The organism is Arthrobacter sp. CAN_A6, from assembly GCF_015751715.1.
Taxonomy (GTDB): domain Bacteria; phylum Actinomycetota; class Actinomycetes; order Actinomycetales; family Micrococcaceae; genus Arthrobacter_D.
Genome location: NZ_JADOUV010000001.1, coordinates 594,227 through 615,656 on the forward strand (window position 1 = coordinate 594,227; position 21,430 = coordinate 615,656).

Sequence of the window (21,430 nt, forward strand, 5' to 3'; positions counted from 1 at the left end):
ACAACACCCGTTCAGCGACCCCTTCGGCGGACGCCCAGATGGGATGAGGTCCGACTGTCCGTCGTCGTCCGTGACTTTACGGACACTGGAGAACTGGCCACTCCTTGTTTCGTGCCACCGCCCCGGGCTCGGCTAGCGTCGCCTCCATGACAATGCACGATGACGAGATTCACATCGACGAGGACGTCGTCCGCCGGCTGATCGCCGAACAGTTTCCCAGGTGGAGCCAAGAGGATGTCCGCCATGTCGTGACGGAAGGGACGGTCAACGTCATATACCGGATCGGGGATGCCCACACTGCACGGTTCCCCCTCCGTCCCGCCGACCCGAACGAACTGAGCATCGAGCTTCGCCGGGACGCTGCAGCAATGCGCGAGTTGGCGGCCTGCTGCCCATTCCCGACACCGATGCCTATCGCTGAGGGCAGCCCTGGCCACGACTACCCTTTGCCGTGGTCGGTGCAGACCTGGTTGCCGGGGGTTGTCGCTACATCCAGCGGTTCAGCACACTCCAACGCGTTCGCCCGTGACCTCGCTGCCCTTATAGGTGCGCTCCGCAACGCCGACACCGAAGGGCGTTGCTTCGCGGGAACGGGCCGCGGCGGAAAATTACAGGACTCTGACCAATGGATGGAAGTGTGCTTCCGTGCAAGCGGGACCCTGCTCCCGGTCGATCGGCTACGTGCCTTCTGGACGAGATTTAGAAGCCTGCCCGCCGCGGGTATCGACAGGATGACCCACGGTGATCTGATTCCCGGCAATCTCCTCGTCTCGGGCGACAGACTAGTAGGGGTTCTCGACGGTGGGGGCTTCGCGCCTTCCGACCCTTCACTCGATCTCGTCGCCGCGTGGCACATGCTCGGCGCAGAAGCACGCGCGCTGCTTCGCTGCGAACTGGCTTGCGATGACCTCGAGTGGTGGCGCGGGGCCGCGTGGGCGTTTCAACAGGCGATGGGCCTGGTCTGGTACTACCGGCACTCGAACCCAGGCATGAGCGCGCTCGGGCGCAGCACCTTGGCGCGCATCCTCAGTGACCCGGAATTGTCGGCTACAGCACCTCTTGTCTCACGTATCCGGTGGCGGAACGGTTAGCGGGCGACCGCGGAGCCGGTCAGCCGGTGTTGACAATCAGGTGCGCGAGATCGGTCTCGATGCACACTTCGTCGCTTCTTCCGTTGTCTGGGTGCCAAGTTGGCCTTCATAGCTTCTCCTTCCAGGTGAATCCTTGCGGGCAGAACAATGCGGTCCATTCTGGTGAGTGAAAGCTGTGCGATTACCCATCCCTCGCCGTGCAGCTGTCAATTCGGGGAAGACTTCGTCTAGTTGTAATCGGCGGCGACGGTTCGGGCCGCTCCATCGAGTCGAATGACACCGCCGTGAGGAATGATCCACTGCGGCCTGGTGTGGCCAAAGGGAACTCCGACACAGACGACAGCATCAGGGTTGTATACGGTGATCTGCTCGATGATGGTTTCGCGCTGCGCGGCGCGTAGTCGGGCGCGCGTATCGGTGCCGGGGATCGGATGGCCCAATTGGCTTGTCGGCGGGCGGGCGACGAGGACACCGGCAGCGGCCTCGAGGATCCCTCGCTCGCCCAGGGCCCGGACCCACCGCTTCACCTCATCCGCTGTCGGTAGCTCCTCGCTGGTCTCGAACAGCAGAACCGTGCCTTGGAAGGCAGCGACAGAGGGCATGCGATCCGCGACCGCGATCTGGTCGATCACCTCAAGGCAGCCACCCCATGATCGGCCTTCCACAACGGTGCTCGGGCCCGCCCATGTCCACGGCTCGGTTGTTTCTCGGACCCCGAACTGATCTAGGGCGCGGGGGTCGGTCCACGGGATGCCGAAGTCCTCGGACTCTCCCGGGTCGGTCAGTTCGATGGTCCCACCGTCCAGGAGGGCGGCCCGAAGGGAATGCAGGTGCACGTCGTCCAGGCGCGGGCCCGCTCCGAGATGAACTTGGGTTGAGCCTCCGTAGTAGCTCGGTATGCCATAGCTCCATAGGAGGTGGTGCAGATTGGTGTTGTCGCTGTAGCCCAGGAATGGCTTTGGATTTGCTGCTAGCACCTCGGCGTCGATGTGCTTGATGACGGTGACCTGGTCATCACCCCCGACGGTTGCAAGCACTGCCCGAATGGTCGGGTCGGCGAAAGCGGCAGTGATGTCAGCGGCCCGGTTCTCGGCGCTGGCGTTGAGTTGCCTGGTCGTCGGATACTCCACCGGCACGAGCCCTGTAGCTTCCATCAGCCGCCTCATCGCTTGCTCATGAACGGCCTCGGACACGGCAGGTGCTGCAAACGCCGGCGACAGGACAGCGACGCGATCGCCCGCCGTGGCTTTCGGAAGAGTCGCGAAGGTCAGTGATGTCATTGCGTCATTAGATCAAAGGAACAGTCTCGAAAACTACCTGTGACGCCGTCCCGGTGTTGCCTCCTCTCCGGTTCGTTGTCGTTGAAGGGGCGCACGGTTTCTCAAAGGTCACGCAGCATCCAGAAGGTATTGCCGTGCACGGAATCCTCCGTCCGTCGCCCGCTGTCTGCGAAGTCGAGCTTTGCGAGCACTTTGAACGATGCGACGTTCCACTCTCGGACAGTGGCCCACAGTCGTGACCGACCAGTTGCCTGGGCGGCGTCGACGACTGAGGACGCTGCCTCAGTCGCGAACCCACACCCCTGATGTGTCCGGAACAGTTCGAAAGCAATCTCCGGCTCTGTGTCCGAACCTGCACCAACGGTGAGCCCGCAGTAGCCAAGTAACCCGGGATTGGATTTTTCTTCGATCGCCAGGAGTGAGAGGCCAGAGCGTGTCGACTCGGCCAACTGCGCCGCTATTCGTTCCTGAATGTCCTCGATCGAGGGACGGCCGAACCGGTCGATGCGCCGGGGTACCCTCGGATCACGCTCCAGCCAAAGCTCTCGTACCGTTTGGCTGTCATCCTCGCGCAACTGGCGAAGCCGAAGACGTTCCGTCTCCAAATCGCAAGGCATCGGAACGAACTGTGGCATGTCCCCAACTATAAGGAAATCCCGGCGGGCCAGCACGGTGAACAAAGGTGCGACAAAGCGCTGCTGACGGTTGTTAGCGCGCCACACGATAGCGAAGGTAGACGACCCTCGAGCCGAAAGTGCGGGATTCCACATGCTCGAGACGCACCTGCTGCTCCCGTTCAGGAAAAAACGGGATGCCACCGCCCACGAGCACTGGGTAGACCCGGACCCGGTATTCGTCGATCAGGCCCAAAGAGGCCACTTCGGCGGCGAGAGTCGCCCCGCCGACCGCGATGCCACCCACTCCCGGCTCCGCTTTCAATCGGCCGATCTCCTCAACCAGGCTGCCGGACGCCAGACGGGTGTTGCCCTGCACCGCCGACAACGTTCTGGAGAACACAACCTTCGGGAGCCTTTTCCAGATGTCGGCGAATTCGAGCTCCTTGTCGTCGAGCAATGGATCCTGATCGGCGGTCTCCCAATACAGCATCGTCTCGTAGAGCCGTCGTCCGAGCAGATGGACGTCGACTCCTCGTACCTCGTCAAGGGAGAACTGGAACACCTCCTCATCGGGAGCTGACCAGTCAAAGCCGCCGTCCGGCCCGACGATGTAGCCGTCGAGCGAGATACTCATCGAACAAGTCACTTCGCGTGCCAACGGGGCCTCCTCGGTAGACGTTTCGACGGCACTCCCACCTCGGAGTGCACGCTGCCCGCAGACTACCCGCGTAATATTCCGAGGAACAGATCAGTCGTTCCCGGCTACCTCCTCTTACGGCGCCGGCTCTGACCGATGAAGCGGGCACTGCTCCGATCCGATGCCAGGAGCCGCCGTTACGGGCGGCGCGTCAAACGGTTGGAACGACCGCCGTCATCCTGATTCTTCTCGCAGGTGGCCTACTTGAACCTGCGGCCCTGATCGCGTCGGTTGGCCCAGACGGCCAGGGCGCCGAAAGCCACCGTCCACGCCACTATGCAGAGTATTGATGTGTTGTGCATTCCGGTTCCCGTGAGCGTTTCGACCCCGATATCTCGTGCGGCGCGTGAGGGCAGGAACAGGGAGAAGGCGTTCAGCCATTCCGGGAACAGGAACGGTGGCAAAAGCATCCCGCCCGCGAACGCCAAGGGGAAGAAGGCCACCTGTGTGACCGCAATCGCCACCTTGGGCGTGCACAGGTAGCCGATCACCAGACCCAGTGCCAGAAACGGCAAGCCACACAGCAACCAGACCACCAGGGCTACAGGGACACGCCACCAGGGGAGTGTGCCGTCGGTGAAAGCGGAGCCGGCCTGCGTGAACAGCAAACCGAGGGCGAGCAGGGGGACCAGGGCGATGAACGCGAACAACATGGCAGTCACCGCACGAGCCAGAGTGGGTGGCACGGGTCCTGCAGGCAGGGTTCGCACATAGGAGCTCCAGGGGTTGGCTCGTTCCTCCGCGACTCCGATGCCGTAGTTGAACAGGAATGAGCTCATGACGCCGAACAACGCCAGCTGGGCGATGGCCATGAGCGCCTGCATCGGATTATCTGCCGTGCTCTGCTGCGGCAGGACGAAGAAGATCAGCGACAACGAAGGAAAGAGTGCCGAGGAGATCACCGCGACGGGAATCCGGAGCTGTTCGAGGATCTGTGCGCGGGCATGCACCTTGATCAAGGCCGGCATTCCCGGCGCCGCAGAACGTGCATTCTTCTGTGCGGCGGTCATGACAACGCCTTCCCAGGTTCCGCGCCGGCGCGCTGTTGGGTCGGTTCGGTCAATGACCTGAACGCTTCTTCGAGGGTTGCCCGGTGCACCTCGAGATCCGCGAACTGGATGTTTTCGCTCACGAGTTGGCGGACCGTGCTGTCGGCATCCCGGGTGATGAGGGTGAGGCGTCCGTCGTCGTTCGTTTCGACGCCCGCCGTGTTCTGCAAGGCGGTGAACGACGACGTTGGTACCAGGCTTCTGAACGACACCCTGCTCAGACTGACGCGGTGTCGGATCTCATCGACGGTGCCGTCCGCTATCACTGATCCTGAGTCCATCACCACTACCCGTCCCGCGAGGGCCTGGATTTCCTCGAGGTAGTGGCTGGTGATGAGCAGCGTGCCGCCGGTTGCCCGGTATTGGCGCAGCCGACGCCACAGCGTGGCTCGGGCATCGATGTCCAGGCCCGTGGTCGGTTCATCCAGAAGGACCAGGTCCGGCCGGCCGACCAAGGCGAGGGCTACGAGAAGACGGCGTTGCTGGCCACCGGAGAGTCCTCCGCATTGCTTGCCCGCCAGTTTTGTCAGGCCAAAATCTTCGAGTAACTCGAGGGCAGGAATCGGGTCTGCATAGTGGGCGGCCACGAACTCGACCGTTTCGCGCACCTTCAAGGTGGGCGGTACGGAGGTGGCCTGCGGCGTGGTGCCGAGCCGCAGGCGTGATCCGGGCTCGCGCGGTTCACGCCCGAAGAGCTTCACGGTCCCCGAATCAGGACGCCGCAATCCGCTCAGCAGATTGATCAACGTCGACTTGCCGGCTCCATTCGGACCGAGAAGCCCCACCGCTTCACCAGCGGAGATGTCGAAGAAAACGCCGTCGAGTGCCTTGGTTCCGTTGAACGATTTGGTGACGTTTCGCGCCGACGCGAGGACCTCCGGGGTGGTGTTGATTTGTGGACTGGCGGTTCTCATCGGATTCCTTTCCGGCAGTTCAGGCGCCGCCGTCGAGCAGGTGGCGAAGCGCCGTACGGTAGGCGCTGTAGGCCGCACGGCCCGCCGGTGTGATGGCGACATAGGTAGCTGGAGAGCGCCCCTCGATCACCTTGGTGAGTTCGGCATAGCCGGCGTCCTCCAACTTGCGGAGGTGGGTGGAGAGATTTCCTGCGGTCATGGCAAGGATCTTCTGCAGCTTGGGGAAGGCGATACGGTCGCGTTCTCCCACTTCATTGAGGGTGATGATGACGCGGAGGCGGGACTCAGCGTGAATGACGGGGTCGAGTTCCGGCATGTCAGCGCACCTGCATGCGGCGGCGCGGGTACTCGATTGTGGCACCGACGAGGAACCCGCCCGAACCGAGGACGAAGAAGACGGTGAGGAAGTGTTCCGGTCCACTGATGATCGCGATCATGTCTACCACAAGGAACCAGATGCCCAGCACGGCCTGGTTTCGGTCGTTGAAGGTTGTGCCGCCGGTGATGTAGAGGAGTCCCACGATCAGCACGGCGATCGAGTTGATGATCAGGCCCGCGAGCCAGAAATCATCGATCCCTTGCGCAACGAGCCCGGACAATGTGCCCATGACCAGGAAGCCCAAAGCCCAGGCCGAGCCGTACATGGCGCCGATGAAGGATGAATTACCCCTGATACCGTGACTCTGCCGCGCCGCCATGATCAGGGTCACGAGCACCCCTGCGAGGATGCACAGCCCGAACACCAGAAAGGCGGACCCGCGACCGATGGGCAGCCAGCCGAAGCGAGAGCCGTGCAGGGCGCCGTAACCGAGCAGCCAGGCGAGGCCCCATACGAGATAGAGCACAACTTCATTCGGACCAAGTTGCCGACGTGCCTCGGCTTCGGCGTCCCGCACTACATTCAGCGCGGACTGCAGGTCGAACGGTCGGGACGTCCGATCAGGGGTGATGTCCATGGTGTCTCCTTGATGGAAGCGGTGCAAACCAGTTTGCACCGCAAAGTAGTTTGCTGCAAGCGTCCGGTGTAAATCGACTCCGTTATCGACAGCCAGATGCTCCGATTGAACCCGCGGACGTCGTCGGCCGTTCAGCGAAGTGCGGCCGTAGGTAGAATCTCGACATGACCACCACGAATCTTCCGCTCGGCAACTTCTCCGTGAGCTTGTCGGTCGCCGACCTAGCAGCGTCCCGGGCTTTCTATGAGCGACTCGGTTTTGAGCAGTTTCCGGGCGTTACCGCCGACAATATGGTGATCCTGCGCAACGGATCTGCGACCATTGGCCTGTTCCAGGGCATGTTCGAGGGAAATCTGCTGACATTCAACCCGGGCTGGGATGAGAACGGCGCGCCACTGGAAGAATTCCTTGATGTCCGTGAAATCCAGGGTCGGTTGCGGGCAGCAGGGATCCAACCGACACTGGAGGCGGACGAATCGGGGACTGGGCCGGCAGCCTTGATGGTGACCGACCCCGACGGCAACGTCATCCTTATCGATCAGCACGTCTGAGGGCGAGTGGCGGGAGCTTCATGCGGAGGACTGCTTGGCTTGCGTTGGTCGGGATCGCTTCAGGACTGACCGGCTGTTCCACCGAGCCAGGATCCCCGACCCCTGAGCTGACTGCCGAGTCGCAGTCAGCTCTGCCGGAGTCGGTTGCCTACTCAGAAGCGCAGGGTGAACTTCCCCCAGGGGCCATCACCGCAGAACAGAGTTCTTTTCCACAGGATCAGTCCTACCCCTTTCCTGAAGCCGGGTGGCTTGAGGGCGGCGCGAAGTTTGCGATCGTGCTCGCTGGTAGTTCGAGCTGTCCTTCATTCCCGTCATCGATTGAGGTTGTCGACGCTCATCACTTGAAGATTGGGCTCACCATGCGCGAAGCGTCGGCTTGCTCAGCTGATCTGGCTCCGCGGACCCACCTGTTCAGGACCCCTGCAGAAATCGATAGCTCCCAGGAGGTCACCCTCGAGTACAGCGGCGGGAGAACGGTCACCTTGCCGCAACTCTGAATGCCCGCTGAGGTGCTCTTGCCTTCGAACGAACTCATGAGCCGCCCGATGTCAGAGAACGGGCCGCTCGGGTCCAGCGCTCGCGAATCAGGTCCAGTAGAGAAGCCGAGCAGCCGGTAGGCGCCGCTCCAGCTCCTCCGTGAACCACTCGCGCATCTCCGTCATGGTCTGCTTCGGATACACGTACTTGACCCCACCGAATTTCGAACGCTTCCGGCTCCGTGAATCCTCGTCCATGTCGAGCTTGGTCCTCGGATACCAGCCCAGCAGTACCTCCTTGCTCGCAGGGGTGAAGCGGTGCGTGATGATCTCCGCCGTCAGGTCGAGGTCATCGATACCGGCGACTGCCTCGGAAATGTCGTCCAGCAAGGCGCCGTACTGCTCGCGCCAATCCGGTACGGGCATGATCGGGGCAATCGTCAGACCCACTCGATAGCCGGCCGTCGCCACCGCACGGAGGGCGGCAAGCCGGGCAGGCATTCGCGCGGTTCCGCCTTCGAAGCGGTTTGCTACCTCTGCCGCATTGACCGAGAACCGGATCCGCGTTCGACGCCCATGATCGAGGGTCACCAACTCACCGACGTCGTCGAACTTCGTCGTGAACCGCAGCTGTACCTCGTTTCCGAACTCACCCGCCCCGACGCGGGAGATCGCGGCAGCGAGCGAACCGGTCACGCTCTCGATACCGAGTGGGTCGGTGTAGCAAGACATCTCGAACGTCGTACCCTCATCACCACGCTGAAGGGTCCCACGGGTGACGGACCCCTTGCCGGAGTGAGTGCGTATGCCGTCCAGCACATCGTCGAGATTGGCGTAGACGCGGGTGACGGGAGGCCCCTGCAGTGATCCGGCGAGGTAGCAGTACTGGCAGTGGGCAGGGCACCCCTTGGCGAGGTCGATGCGCCAGTCCGCGCTCGGTGGGATCGGCTGCGGCTTGAGGGAGCTCGGAGGTGCGACGACGACGGCCAGGGTGTTCTTGGCGGATGCGTAGGTTTCGCGCTCGGTAGCGCCTCGGAGGCCGGTCAGCGCGTTGCCGGGCAGGATCCGGATGTCGTCGACGCCGGCGCGCTCGCAGCGCCTGATGATCTCAGCTGTGTGCGGTAGGTCGGCAGCAGCCCGCGTGATCATCACGTGTCTTGGCATCCACAGACGGGTAGGAGAGAGGGTGGTCAGGTCCAGTTCCTGGGCTGTAGTCATCACTCTTTACAACAACCTGGACGGCGGGTATGTTCCGCCACGCCACGGTCCGCGAAACCACCATGGTCCGACCGGATGGGGTCACTGCAGGCCCTGAACTGCTCCTCAGCCGGTACCTCCGCCCAGCACGTCCACGTGGACGTGATCGAGGTGGCGCAGGATCTCGTTGCCGGGCTCGGGTGCATCGTAGTCCTGCCACTGCCCTTGGGAGCTGTGTACGCTCCAGAACCGGTCATCGAAGATCACGTACTGGATGTCCAGGTCCCCGGCATGGGCGACGAGCCAGTGGGCGAGTATCCAACCCTCACGCCGGTTCTCCTCGCTCACCGGGCGGAAGAAGATGTCGATGGCCCGGCCATCGTAGTGCGTCGAATCCGCTCCGTGTCCCTGCCCGACTCCGCCCGGGAGGAACCCGCCAAGGCTCTGATCACCGAACACCTCGGTCATCGCCTCGCGCACCCGCGCGGCGCGCGGTGTCAGGCCGGTGACCGTCAGCTGCTGTTCCTGCAGGTTCCTCGCGGCCGAGCCCTGGCAAGCCAGGCTGGGGCCGGCTTCTTCGGAAGGCCCGTCGGCCAGTCGTCGCAGCACGGCCTCATCGATGCCGGAGGTGTCCGGAGCCTCCGCACCGCGGGCCAGGAGTGCTACGGCCGTCGTGGCCAGCTGCGCCTCATCCCGGGTCAGCCCGACTTCTCCGTCGGAGGTCTCGACCGTGCACTCCGGGCGCGCCAGCAGTGAGCCGCCCTCGGTGCGCAAGCCGCCGAGCAAGCCGGGCCCCAGGAGCACAACCGCTGCCCCGAGCACCCCGAGCAGGAGAAAGCCCCAGAGCAGCCGGAGTGGGCCGCGTCGGAGTCCCCGTTTCCCGTCATTGGTCATGACGAGTGCAGCATGGTCTCGGGGATGCGAGTACCGGCCGCCTCGCGGGCCGGGGCTGGTTCGAGGACTCCAGTGCCGATCATGGTGACTTCGCCGACGATGATGCGTCCCTTCGTGGTGTGGTCCGCGGGCTATCGTGCGAGGGCACTGACGATTTCCTCCGGGGAAAGCCTGCGCTCGCCCACGTAGTACAGGACAGCGCTTTCGGGCAGCTGCATGTCCCAACCGGGATTGATAACAGCCCCTTCGTGCTGAACAGCGAGCACCGTGGTGGTGAAGCTCCGCCCCATCGCTTCCTGGACTTGTCCGAAATTCACCTGCGGAAGCGCCTCGGGCAGTCTCGTGCTGTAGGTGTTCCGACCGCCGTGGCTCATGAGATCAGCGTAAACGACTGCGATTCCGGGATCCTGCAGCTCTTCGGTCGCCAGGCGAGGGGAGTGCCACTGTACACAGCGGACGTCGTCGTCGACATAGGAAAAGTTGAGGGCCCGACTCATATCGCGCAGTGTGACGACCGTGTGCGCGTTGGGGTTCACATGCGTGACGGCCACGGTGACGGTGAGTGCTTCGTTGTCGTCGCGGGCGTCGATGAGCACACGCGCGGCACGGTGCACCCCGGCACGCCGCAGCACGCTTTCCTCGGCGAGATCACCGCGGACGAAACCAAGATCGGGATGCTCGGGCATCGGATTCACGGAAACGTCATGCCAGGCACACAGGGCAACCGGGTGGGCATCATCGGCGAGGATTTCGTGAATCAGCCGTTCGGTGCGCCCGGGTGTGTAGCCGACGATCACGAGGTGGTCCGACATCTCCAGATCCAACTGGCCCTTCATACGCTGTCCCTTCGCATTCTCGATCGCCATCGCGATCCTGGTAAACAGGGTGGTCAACGTGACGATGCCGCCGACGATGACATACACCCCGACGAGGCGACCGCCGACCGTCGTCGGGAAGAAGTCTCCGTATCCGACCGTCGCGGCAGTGACCAGAAACCACCACCAATAGCTGTCCGCCGAAGTGATCGTATTGCTGGACGGCTCAGCCCACATCATGAGTGGCCAACTGGTAAGGAACACCGCGGTGATGATGAGCGCCGGCATCACCCAGAAACGCGAACGCCCGAGCCGTCGGATCAGACGGGAAAGTACAAATGGCACCCCTGCGTTCCCTTCTCATCCGCGGGACAGTACCGTTTGACCATACCCTCCAATAACCGCCCGGGGCGCTACCTGAGGGAGCGGAGGTACTCCAGTTGAGCTCCCACCGAGCGTTCGGCCGCGCGCCGCACAGATGGGTCGGCGTCGGAATAGACGACGTCGGTGACCTGCGGTATTCCGGCGCCCGGTTCAAGCTGTGTCAGGGCGGAACGGATCTGGTCCAGGCGGTCCAGGCGATGCAGGCGGTAGGCGCGCACTGTCGTGTCCAGCGCCTGCAGGACGGGGCCGTGGGCGGGCAGTACCGTGGCGGGTCCCAGCAGTTCGAGCCGGTCGAGTGAGGACAGGTAATCGCCGAGGCGGCCATCCGGGTGGTCGAGCATCGTGGTTCCGCGGCCCAGGACGGTGTCGCCGGTGAGGACGGAACCTGCCGGACCGTCGAGCGGAAGGTGGAAGCAGACGGAATCCGATGTGTGTCCTGGCGTGGCCACTACCCGAACTTCCGTTCCGGCGACCGCAATGACCTCACCTGCCTGCAGTGGCTGCTCCCCGATGCAATGGTGCGGGTCGGCGGCACGGACGGGTGCGCCCGTCAGTTCATGCAGTCGCCCGGCCCCGGCGGTGTGATCGGCATGGCGGTGCGTGATCAGAATGAGTTCCACGGGGCCGGCAGCAAGCTCCTGGAGGTGCTCCTCGTCGAGTGGCCCGGGATCCACCACGGCCACTCCGGGGTGGCCGTCAGCAGCAATCAGGTACGAATTGGTGCCCTCGAGGCTCATCGGTCCGGGGTTGGGTGCGAGCCTGGAGCGTGTCAGGGCGGTGCAGCGGATCTGGGAGGAGGAACCGTCAGCTGCCACCGTTACATCTTCGCATCACTCCCCGCCGGCCGTGCAGCAACGGGTAGGAAGGAATGCGGGGAACAGGCTGTGAAGCGCGCAGGCCCTCCGGAAGGACGCACCGAAGCCGACGCCCGCGTCGCAGACCCTGCCTACAGGGGAGGACGGGTTCCAACGCGCTCCTGCTCAAGGACCAGCGAGAGCAGGGTCACCGCGCCTGCCTTGCTCAGCGGATTGTTCCGGTTCCCGCACTTCGGAGACTGCACACAGGAGGGACACCCGTCGCTGCACTCACAGGCTGAAATCGCGTCCCGGGTTGCAGTCAGCCAGGTCCGGGCGGCCTCGAAGCCGCGTTCGGCGAACCCGGCGCCGCCCGGATGGCCGTCATAGACGAAGATCGTCGGCAGACCGGTGTCGGCGTGCAGCGCCGTCGACACCCCGCCGATATCCCAGCGGTCACTGGAGGCCACGAGCGGAAGCAACCCGATGGCCGCGTGCTCAGCCGCATGCAGTGCCCCGGGCAGTTCCTCGGCGGTGATGCCGGCGTCCTCCAACAGCTTCGGGTCGATCTCGAACCAGACGCTCTTGGTGAAAAGGTCCCGTGCGCCGAGCTCCAGGGGTTCCTCACCCAGGATCTCGTTCGACACGAAGGCCTTCCGCTGGAAGGACACCACCTGGGTGGTCACCTTGACGTCCCCGACGTTGGCAAGCACCCCACCCCAGACCGCGGTGCGGTTGCGCCCCACCACCTCGATCTGGGTCACGTCCCGCGCCTGCGTGTAGAAGTCGGGATTGGCGCGCTTCACGACGGCGCAATGATCCTGCTCGTTCAGTTCCTCGACCACGTAGGTGCGCCCCTGATGCACGTAGATTGCTCCCTGGTGCGCCTGGTAGTGGCTCTGCGGTGAATCCATGGTGCCGAGGAGCGAGCCGGTGCCGGACTCGACGATGTTGATGGGACCCCCGCCGTCGGCCCGCAGGTTCACCATCCCGGCAGCGCTCTGCGGGTGGGTCCAGAACCAGCCTGCCGGGCGACGCCGGAGGTAGCCCTGTTCGCACAGCTGCGTGAGCAGGACGTCCGAGGTGGTGCCGAACAGGTCGAGGTCCGGCTCGGTCAGGGGCAGCTCGGCCGCCGCGGCGCACAGGTGCGGGCCGAGGACGTAAGGATTGGACGGGTCGAAGACCGTCGCTTCGATTGCGACGTCGAATACTGCCTCGGGGTGGTGGACGAGGTAGGTGTCCAAAGGGTCATCGCTGGCCACGAAAGCGGCGACGGCGTCCTGGCCCGAGCGCCCGGCCCGGCCGATCTGCTGCATCAGCGACGCACGCGTGCCCGGCCAGCCCGCGATGAGGACGGCATCGAGCCCCGAGATATCGATGCCGAGCTCGAGCGCGGACGTGCTGGCCACCCCCAGAAGCTCGCCGCTCCGGAGCGCCGTTTCCAGGGCCCGGCGTTCCTCCGGCAGATAGCCCGAACGGTACGCCGCAACCCGCTGCGGCAGACTCGGGTGGACCTCCTCCAGCAGCCGCCGTGCCGTGGCGGAAATGCTCTCGGCCCCACGTCGGGACTTGATGAACGCAATCGTGCGGACGTGGGCGGACACGAGGTTCGCCAGGAGGTCGGAGGTTTCAGCGATGACGGTGCGGCGGGACCGGGCACCGTTCTCCCCCCTCAACTCGGTGAGCTGCGGCTCCCAGAACGCAACGGTTGTCGAGCCGTGCGGTGAGGAATCCTCCGTGACCGCAGTGGCGGGCGCGCCGATGAGCTTGCTGAACGACGCCGATGGGTCGGCCGAGGTGGCTGAGGCCCCGATGAACACGGGAAACGCGCCGTAACTCGCGCAGACGCGGCGCAGTCGCCGCATCAGGTTGGCCACGTGCGAGCCGAAGACCCCCCGGTAGCTGTGCGCTTCATCGATGATGACGTACTTGAGCCGCCGGAAGAACCGCGCCCACCAGGCGTGGTTCGGAAGAATGCCGTAGTGGAGCATGTCTGGATTGGCGAGCACGAGGTTCGCATGGTCCCGGATCCAGCGGCGAGCGCCCGAGTCGGTGTCGCCGTCGTAGGTCTCAGCCCGCACCGTGGGCAGCTTCAGCGCAAGAACGGCGGATAACTGGTCAGCAGCCAGGGCCTTGGTCGGCGCAAGGTACAGGGCCACTGCACCTGCCGGTGCCAGCGTTGCCTGTGACTCCAATTCACCGCGATGGATCGCGTCGAGCACGGGAAGCTGGTAGCAGAGGGATTTGCCGGACGCGGTGCCCGTGGCCACGATCGTGTGTGCGCCGTGGTGCACGGCGTCCGCCCCGGCAACCTGGTGGCGCCATGGTTCGGCGACGCCGCGTGCACTGAAAGCGGCGACGACGTCGGGATGGGCCCAGGCGGGCCACGGCTCGAAGACAGCCTTGCGCGCCGGGATCTCGCGGACGTGCAGTAGCTGTTCCGGTTCCGGCCCTGCGCCAAGCAGGCTGATCAGCGAATTCTGCAGTGCCACGCCGTCATTGTGTCACCCGACCGGCACCAGCTCCGTGACACGGTGCGTTTATCCTCTGATAACGAACACGTCGATGAGGTGCTCCCAACCGAGGAACTCGTACAGCGCGCGTCCCTCCGCGGTGGTCAGGAGGAGCCCGGTGGTGACGTCCTCCTCTAGTGCTCCGGCGATCAGCGCCCGCATGACGAACGTTGCGAGGCCGCGACGCCGGAACTCATCGACTGTCACGATGCGGTCGAAGACCGCGTACTCGCCGACGACGTTGGCGGAACCATGGGCCGCGGGCCTACCGTCGAACTGCACGCTGACCCGTTGGCACTCGCCGTCCCGTTGGCGCTCGAAGGTGTACCCCTCGTCGGGAAGCCGGGGGTCCTCGACGTCCTGGGCGAGCATGTCCGCACTCATCAGTGACTGTTTCCGGTCGAGGATCCGCATCCCAAGCGGGTCCACGGCGCCGATCAGCTCGTGCAGGCGGCTGGTGACCACCGACAGGCTCCTGGTCGGATCGGCCTTCGTCTCCTCGGCGACCGTCAGGAACAGCTCGGTGGACGGCTCATACAGGAAGTGCTCGACCTCGTTGTCCCGGTCCGTGTGGACGACGGAGGTGGTGGAGCCGTCGTCGGAAGGCTCGTAGCCGCGGCAGGTGGACCAGCCCGTCAGCCACGTGGAGAAAAGTTCACTGCTCGCAGGTGCACTCATGGATGAACGATAGTTTGCCCGGCCGCCGAAGAACATACCCGCATCCGGAAGCAACGATTTTGATGCACAAAGTACCCTTTAATACGTGTCGATGAACCGGATTGCCCTGTATTACGCCTTCACCCCGCTCGCGGATCCGGAAGCCGTGAAGCTGTGGCAGAAGACCCTGTGCGAGAGCCTCGGGCTTCGCGGCCGCATCCTCATTTCAAAGGACGGCATCAACGGCACCGTGGGCGGTGGGCTCGACGCGGTCAAGCAGTACGTCAAGGCCACCCGCCTCTACCCGGCGTTCAGGAAGCTGGACATCAAGTACTCCGACGGCGGTGCTGATGACTTCCCGCGCCTGAGCGTCAAGGTGCGGAACGAGATCGTCTCCTTCGGTGCTCCGGGAGAACTGAAGGTCGACGCCGACGGCGTGATCGGCGGCGGCGTCCACCTGCGGCCCGAGGAACTCCACGCACTCGTCGACGCCAAGCGGACCGCAGGTGAGGAGGTCGTCTTCTTCGACGGACGCAACGCACTCGAGGCGCAGATCGGACGCTTCCGGAACGCCGTGGTGCCCGAGGTCTCGACGACGGCGGACTTCGTCGCCGAACTCGAGTCCGGGAAATACGACGACCTGAAGGACAAACCCGTGGTGACCTACTGCACCGGCGGGATCCGCTGCGAGGTGCTCTCGAGCCTCATGCTCAACCGCGGCTTCAGCGAGGTGTACCAGCTGCAGGGCGGCATCGTGCGTTACGGGGAGACCTACGGCGACAAGGGCCTGTGGGAGGGGTCGCTGTACGTCTTCGACAAGCGCATGCACCTCGAATTCAGCGATGACGCCGTGACCATCGGCAAGTGCGTCCGCTGCCAGGCGCCCACCAGCAAGTTCGAGAACTGCTCCAACCAGGCGTGCCGCAACCTCACCCTCTACTGCTCCGACTGCGCTGCCCGGCCCGCAACACTGCGCTGCCCGCAGGGCTGTGAGACCGACGACGCCGAGGCCACCGCTGCCGGAGCAGCGTGAGGCACGCCCCCACCGCCCCTTCCAGCCAGGATCCGGGGCTGCTCGTCGCGCTGGCAGCTGATCTCGCTGCCGTGGACTACACGGTCGACGGCGTCGATGCGCTGCTCGGCCCCGAGGCATCCGGGGCGCTGAGCCGGGACCAGCTCGTCCCGGCCCTGCTGCAGTGCCGCGCTGCGCTGGAACGGGACCCTGCCGAACGCACTCCCGTTCCTGCGGTGCTCCTGTGGCTGCTGGGCCAGGAGCTCCCCGAGGACCAGCTGGACGCCGCCTTTCCCATCCTGAAGGTCGCAGGGCTCGCCGCCCTGCGCCTGATCGAGCCCGCAGGCGCGGGTTGGCGCGCCGCCGTCGAGCTCCGGCCGTACGCATCCGACGTCGGCGGGGACCTCTGGGTGGCGAGTGACGTGGGCGCGGCCCAGCGACCGGGCGCACTGCGCTCCGATCATGTGCTGGGCATCGGCGGAGCGTCGCTCACGCTGGCGCGATCGATCATCCGGAACCCCGTGGACAGCGCGCTGGATCTCGGAACGGGATGCGGGATCCAGGTGTTCCACCTGCTGGCCCACGCCCGGCACGTCACTGCCACCGACATCTCAGAGCGCGCGCTGGCGTTCGCCCGCTTCAACCTGCTGCTCAACGCGGACGCGCTGTCGATCGATCCCGCACGGCTGGAGGACCGCGTGTCGCTCCGCCTCGGCAGCATGCTGGAACCCGTGGCTGACGAAGTGTTCGACCTCGTGGTGTCCAACCCACCCTTCGTGATCACACCGCGCCGTCCGGGCGGAGACCGGTACACGTACCGCGACGGCGGACTGGCGGGGGACGACGTGGTGTCCTCCCTCCTCCAGTCGATCCCGCGGGTCCTGAAGCCCGGGGGATCGGCACAGCTGCTCGGCAACTGGGAGATTCCGTCGGGTGCCCGCTGGGACGACCGGCTCCGTGCCTGGTTCGGCGACGACGTCGATGCCTGGGTGATCCAGCGGGAGCAGCTTTCGCCCGTGCAGTACGCCGAAACCTGGCTGCGTGACGCCGCCGAGAACCGCGACCCGGACTCCTACGTGGAACGCTACCGGGAGTACCTCACCGACTTCGGGTTGCGCGGTGTCGAGGGGATCGGCTTCGGACTGGTGTGGCTCCGCCGTCCCGTCGGGGAGGGGAAGCGCACCGTCCTCCGGTTCGAAGAGGTGACCCACGAGGTGGAGCAGCCGCTCGGCCCGCACCTCGGCGCCGCCGTCGCGCGGGAGGACTGGGCCTCGGCGCAGGGCAGGAGTCCCGGCTCGGGCCTTGCCGAAGCGCACCTCCTGGTCGCCGACGACGTGACCGAGGAGCGCCACCAGCGCCCGGGAGCCGAGCACCCCGGAGTGATCCTCCTGCGGCAGGGCGGGGGCCTCCGACGCACCACGCTGCTGAGTACCGAACTCGCCGGATTCGCCTCCGCGTGCGACGGTGATCTGACCGCCGGCCAGATCGCCGGTGTGCTCGCGGCATTGCTGCAGCGCCCCGAGGCTGAATTCATTCCGGGCCTTCTCGCGGAAGTGGAGCAGCTGGTCATCGACGGCTTCCTGATTCCGGCGCCCTAACCAAAGCGGCTACCCTAGTGCAGGTACGCAGAACGCATACTGGGCCCAGCAGCGGTAGTCCGTCCGGAAACCGTCGACGCGCTGGTGCAATGAAACCGTACCTAGGAGTGAAGTGCCCACAAAGGCCACGGATAAGAAGCACGGCAAGAAGCTCGTTATCGTAGAGTCCCCCGGAAAGATCAAGACCATTGCGGGCTACCTCGGCGAGGGCTTCGAGGTCGCTGCATCCATGGGGCATATCCGCGATCTGCCGCAGCCCTCCGACCTTCCCGCCGAGATGAAGAAGACCTCGCTCGGCAAGTTCGCTGTCGACGTCGAGAACGGTTTCGAACCGTACTACGTGGTGTCGTCGGACAAGAAGAAAAAAGTGGCGGAACTCAAGGCCGCCCTGAAGGACGCCGACGAGCTGTACCTCGCAACTGACGGTGACCGCGAAGGTGAAGCCATCGCGTGGCACCTCCTGCAGGTCCTCAAACCCAAAGTGCCGGTCCACCGCCTCACCTTTCCCGAGATCACGAAGGAAGCCGTCCAGCGCGCCCTGCTGGAAATGCGCGACGTCGACATGCCCATGGTCGACGCCCAGGAGACCAGGCGCATTCTCGACCGGTTGTACGGCTACGAGATCTCCCCCGTCCTCTGGCGCAAGGTGGCCCGCGGACTCTCCGCCGGCCGTGTGCAGTCCGTGGCCACGCGGCTCGTGGTCGAGCGGGAACGGGAGCGCATGGCGTTCCGCACGGCGTCGTACTGGGACCTGACCGGCACGTTCACGCCCGTTGACGAGTCGAAGGGCTCGGCGTTCCCCGCGAAGCTGGTGGCCGTCGACGGAAGTCGTATCGCCTCGGGCAAGGACTTCTCGGACCGCGGTGAACTGAAGGCTGCGGGGACGGTCCGCCTCGACGAGGAGTCCGCCCGGTCCCTCGCCACAGGCCTTGCGAGCGCGAACTTCGCCATCCGCTCCGTCGACACCAAGCCGTACACCCGCCGCCCTGCCGCGCCGTTCACGACGTCGACCCTCCAGCAGGAGGCGGCACGCAAGCTCCGCTTCTCCTCGAAGATGACCATGCAGGTGGCACAGCGCCTGTATGAAAACGGCTACATCACCTATATGCGTACCGATTCGCCCGCGCTGTCCGATCAGGCGGTGAACGCGGCGCGCCGCCAGGCGTCCGAGCTGTACGGCGCCGAGTACGTTCCCGAGGCGCGCCGCGTCTACAAGGGCAAGTCGAAGAATGCGCAGGAAGCGCACGAGGCCATCCGGCCCGCGGGGGATTCCTTCCGCACACCGGCGCAGGTCGCCAAGGCGCTGCGCGGGGACGAGTTCCGCCTGTACGAGCTGATCTGGAAGCGCACCGTCGCATCCCAGATGGCCGACGCCAAGGGCTCGACGGCGTCACTGCGGCTCGGCGCCGTCAGCGCTGACGGCCGGGACGCCGAGTTCTCCGCCTCCGGCACCGTCATCACCTTCCGCGGCTTCCTTGCCGCCTACGAGGAGGGACGCGACGCCGACCGCAACGCGGACAGCGACGACGACGCCGCCCAGGGCTCGCGCCTCCCGAACGTCACCAAGGGTGATTCGCTCGACGCGACCTCCGTCGAGGCGGTCGGCCACGAGACCTCGCCGCCGCCGCGCTACACCGAGGCATCCCTCGTCAAGGTGCTCGAGGAGCGGGGGATCGGGCGGCCTTCCACCTACGCCGCCACCATGTCCACCATCATGGATCGTGGCTATGTGAGCACACGCGGGCAGGCCCTGGTACCCACCTGGATCGCCTTCTCCGTGGTCCGGCTGCTCGAGGAGCACTTCCACAATTACGTCGACTACGACTTCACCGCCGAACTCGAGGAGGATCTCGACCGCATCTCGCGTGGCGAGACCAAGCGCGTCGAGTGGCTGGACTCCTTCTATTACGGCGACCGCAAGGAGACCGGACTCCACACCATCGTGAACGACCTCGGCGAGATCGACGCGCGGCGCATCAATTCGATCGAGATCGCCGAAGGCATCACGCTGCGCGTGGGCAAGTTCGGTCCCTACCTCGAGAAGCCGCTGCCCGACGACGCCCCGGAGGGTACTGAGCCGCAGCGTGCCAACGTACCCGAGGACCTCGCCCCGGATGAGCTCACCGCCGAGAAGGCGATCGAACTCATGGAAACCCCGGTCTCCCAGGAACGGATACTGGGGACCGACCCCGAGACGGGGCGCGAAATCGTGGCCCGCGAGGGGCGCTACGGCCCCTACGTGATCGAGCTCATCACCGAACCCAGTGCCGAGGATCTCGCCAACCAGCCAGTCGAGTACTACAAGAACGGCAAGCCCAAGCCCCCGAAGAAGCCAGCCAAGGTCAAACCCCGCACCGGCTCGCTGTTCAAGACGATGACGGTGGACACCGTCACCCTCGAGGATGCCCTGAAGCTGATGAACCTTCCGCGGGTGCTCGGCGTGGACGCCGAGGGCAAGGAGATCACCGTGCAGAACGGCCGCTTCGGGCCCTACCTCAAGAAGGGCAGTGATTCCCGGTCGATCGGGTCGGAGGAGGAAATCTTCACCATCACTCCCGAACAGGCGCTCGAGATCTACACCCAGCCCAAGCAGCGCGGCGGCAGGGCCGTCATGCCGCCGCTCGCTGAATTCGGCGACGATCCGACGAGCGAAAAGCCTATCGTGGTGAAGGACGGGCGGTTCGGTGCCTACATCACGGACGGCGTCACGAACATCACCGTGCCCGGTTCCATGGCCATCGAGGAACTGACGCGGGAGCAGGCCATCGACATGCTGGCCGAGAAGCGGGCGAAGGGCCCGGCGCCGAAGAAGACCACCCGGCGCGCTCCCGCGAAGCGCAAGGTAGCCGCTGGCAAGTAGGCGTACTGTTCGAATCCGGATCAGATGATTATCGAAGGAGCAGTTGGAAGGTGCCCGAAACATGCGGCTAGGTGTGCTGGACATTGGATCGAACACCGTGCATCTGCTTCTGGTGGATGCCCACCCCGGGGCGCGGCCGGTGCCCTTCGCCTCCCATAAGAGGTCCCTGCAGCTCGTGGCACACCTCGACGCGGAGGGCAGCATCACGGACCACGGGCAGGACGAGCTCGTGGGTTTCGTGCGGGAGGCCCGGGAGTTCGCGCGCCGGCACGACGCCGAGGACTTCCTCGCGTTCTGCACCTCGGCCATCCGCGAGGCGGGCAACGGGGCGGCAGTGCTGGCAAGGGTTCAGGACGAGACCGGCGTGGACCTGCAGGAGTTGTCCGGCGACCAGGAGGCATCGGTCACCTTCCAGGCGGTACGCCGCTGGTACGGCTGGGGCGCAGGTTCCATCCTGAACCTCGATATCGGTGGTGGTTCCTTCGAGATGGCCATGGGCTCCGATGAGCTCCCCGAGCTTGCGCTGTCCGTTCCGCTGGGAGCTGGACGGCTCACCCGCAACTGGCTTCCGGAAGACCCGCCGTCGGCGAAGAGCGTCAAGGAGCTTCGCAGGTACATCCGGTCCACCCTCAAGGACGCAGTCGAGCAGTTCGAGCCACTCGGGCGTCCGGACCTGGTGGCGGGAAGCTCGAAGACCTTCCGGTCGCTGGCGCGCATCGCCGGGGCCGAGCCCTCGGCCGCCGGGCCCTTCGTGAGGCGTGAGCTCCGCCTGGAGGACCTGAAGCTGTGGACCAAGAGACTCGCTGCCATGCCCGCCAGGGACCGTATCAACCTGGACGGTGTGTCCGACATGCGGGCCTCGCAGGTCCTGGCCGGCGCACTGGTGGCCGAAGCTGCCCTTGAACTCTTCGATGTGCCGTCCATGGACATCTGCCCGTGGGCCCTGCGCGAGGGACTCCTGCTCCGCCGCTTCGACTCGAAGATGTTCGAGGCCGAGCATCCCCTTCCCGGTATCGGTGTGGGACATGAGCAGCTCGATTCCCGGATCCGGTCCGTACCGAAGGGCGGCGGCTGA

Annotated in this window: 19 protein-coding genes; 6 read left to right on the forward strand and 13 right to left on the reverse strand. The window is 65.1% G+C overall.

The features are described 5' to 3' along the window. Positions 1–146: 146 nt before the first annotated feature. A complete protein-coding gene (locus tag IWX75_RS02955) occupies positions 147–1,091 on the forward strand; it encodes an aminoglycoside phosphotransferase family protein (protein WP_334684058.1) in 945 nt (314 codons plus the stop codon). A 227-nt stretch (positions 1,092–1,318) separates the two neighbouring features. Here IWX75_RS02955 and IWX75_RS02960 read toward each other — a convergent pair whose 3' ends face one another. The 7 genes from IWX75_RS02960 to IWX75_RS02990 form a co-directional block, all read right to left on the reverse strand. Continuing rightward, on the reverse strand, positions 1,319–2,371 hold the full coding sequence (locus IWX75_RS02960; RefSeq protein ID WP_196820732.1) for a S66 family peptidase: 1,053 nt from the start codon (positions 2,369–2,371) through the stop codon (positions 1,319–1,321). Positions 2,372–2,472: 101 nt separating this feature from the next. Continuing rightward, positions 2,473–3,006, reverse strand: a complete 534-nt coding sequence (locus IWX75_RS02965; protein ID WP_196820733.1) for a GNAT family N-acetyltransferase — start codon at positions 3,004–3,006, stop codon at positions 2,473–2,475. 73 nt (positions 3,007–3,079) lie between these two features. Then, positions 3,080–3,646, reverse strand: a complete 567-nt coding sequence (locus tag IWX75_RS02970) for a dihydrofolate reductase family protein (RefSeq protein ID WP_334684059.1) — start codon at positions 3,644–3,646, stop codon at positions 3,080–3,082. Between the two features lie 239 nt (positions 3,647–3,885). Next, positions 3,886–4,695: an ABC transporter permease gene (locus tag IWX75_RS02975; protein WP_334684060.1), complete on the reverse strand. Its 810-nt coding sequence runs from the start codon at positions 4,693–4,695 to the stop codon at positions 3,886–3,888. Continuing rightward, complete coding sequence (locus IWX75_RS02980; RefSeq protein WP_196820734.1) at positions 4,692–5,648, reverse strand: ABC transporter ATP-binding protein; 957 nt, start codon at positions 5,646–5,648, stop codon at positions 4,692–4,694. Before IWX75_RS02980 ends, IWX75_RS02975 begins: the two co-directional genes overlap by 4 nt. Positions 5,649–5,667: 19 nt before the next feature. After that, positions 5,668–5,964 (reverse strand): transcriptional regulator, encoded by a 297-nt coding sequence (locus IWX75_RS02985; RefSeq protein ID WP_196820735.1) that lies wholly within the window; start codon positions 5,962–5,964, stop codon positions 5,668–5,670. A 1-nt stretch (position 5,965) separates the two neighbouring features. Beyond that, on the reverse strand, positions 5,966–6,604 hold the full coding sequence (locus IWX75_RS02990) for a hypothetical protein (protein WP_196820736.1): 639 nt from the start codon (positions 6,602–6,604) through the stop codon (positions 5,966–5,968). Positions 6,605–6,768: 164 nt separating this feature from the next. Between IWX75_RS02990 and IWX75_RS02995 the strand changes: the two genes are divergently transcribed. Beyond that, positions 6,769–7,155 (forward strand): VOC family protein, encoded by a 387-nt coding sequence (locus IWX75_RS02995; protein ID WP_196820737.1) that lies wholly within the window; start codon positions 6,769–6,771, stop codon positions 7,153–7,155. A 584-nt stretch (positions 7,156–7,739) separates the two neighbouring features. On the opposite strand, the gene IWX75_RS03000 is transcribed toward IWX75_RS02995, so the two are convergent. The 6 genes from IWX75_RS03000 to IWX75_RS03025 all read right to left on the reverse strand — a co-directional run bounded on the left by IWX75_RS03000 (position 7,740) and on the right by IWX75_RS03025 (position 14,906). After that, positions 7,740–8,849 carry a spore photoproduct lyase family protein gene (locus IWX75_RS03000; RefSeq protein ID WP_196820738.1) on the reverse strand — a complete coding sequence of 370 codons (1,110 nt, stop codon included), beginning with the start codon at positions 8,847–8,849 and terminating at the stop codon, positions 7,740–7,742. A gap of 105 nt (positions 8,850–8,954) precedes the next feature. Next, positions 8,955–9,722 carry a hypothetical protein gene (locus IWX75_RS03005; protein WP_196820739.1) on the reverse strand — a complete coding sequence of 256 codons (768 nt, stop codon included), beginning with the start codon at positions 9,720–9,722 and terminating at the stop codon, positions 8,955–8,957. 131 nt (positions 9,723–9,853) lie between these two features. Beyond that, positions 9,854–10,882: an ion channel gene (locus IWX75_RS03010; protein WP_196820740.1), complete on the reverse strand. Its 1,029-nt coding sequence runs from the start codon at positions 10,880–10,882 to the stop codon at positions 9,854–9,856. A gap of 68 nt (positions 10,883–10,950) precedes the next feature. Next, positions 10,951–11,736 carry an MBL fold metallo-hydrolase gene (locus tag IWX75_RS03015; RefSeq protein WP_334684061.1) on the reverse strand — a complete coding sequence of 262 codons (786 nt, stop codon included), beginning with the start codon at positions 11,734–11,736 and terminating at the stop codon, positions 10,951–10,953. 131 nt (positions 11,737–11,867) lie between these two features. Next, complete coding sequence (locus IWX75_RS03020; RefSeq protein ID WP_196820741.1) at positions 11,868–14,207, reverse strand: DEAD/DEAH box helicase; 2,340 nt, start codon at positions 14,205–14,207, stop codon at positions 11,868–11,870. 48 nt (positions 14,208–14,255) lie between these two features. Then, positions 14,256–14,906, reverse strand: a complete 651-nt coding sequence (locus IWX75_RS03025) for a GNAT family N-acetyltransferase (RefSeq protein WP_196820742.1) — start codon at positions 14,904–14,906, stop codon at positions 14,256–14,258. Positions 14,907–14,991: 85 nt separating this feature from the next. Here IWX75_RS03025 and trhO point away from each other — a divergent pair, with 85 nt between their 5' ends. The 4 genes from trhO (at position 14,992) to IWX75_RS03045 (ending at position 21,430) form a co-directional block, all read left to right on the forward strand. After that, positions 14,992–15,918 (forward strand): oxygen-dependent tRNA uridine(34) hydroxylase TrhO, encoded by a 927-nt coding sequence (gene trhO / locus IWX75_RS03030; RefSeq protein ID WP_196820743.1) that lies wholly within the window; start codon positions 14,992–14,994, stop codon positions 15,916–15,918. Beyond that, positions 15,915–17,495 carry a DUF7059 domain-containing protein gene (locus tag IWX75_RS03035; protein ID WP_334684062.1) on the forward strand — a complete coding sequence of 527 codons (1,581 nt, stop codon included), beginning with the start codon at positions 15,915–15,917 and terminating at the stop codon, positions 17,493–17,495. The genes trhO and IWX75_RS03035 overlap by 4 nt, the downstream gene beginning before the upstream one ends. Before the next feature lie 112 nt (positions 17,496–17,607). Then, positions 17,608–20,355 carry a type I DNA topoisomerase gene (gene topA, locus IWX75_RS03040; RefSeq protein ID WP_196820744.1) on the forward strand — a complete coding sequence of 916 codons (2,748 nt, stop codon included), beginning with the start codon at positions 17,608–17,610 and terminating at the stop codon, positions 20,353–20,355. Positions 20,356–20,416: 61 nt separating this feature from the next. Continuing rightward, positions 20,417–21,430, forward strand: a complete 1,014-nt coding sequence (locus tag IWX75_RS03045; RefSeq protein WP_196820745.1) for a Ppx/GppA phosphatase family protein — start codon at positions 20,417–20,419, stop codon at positions 21,428–21,430.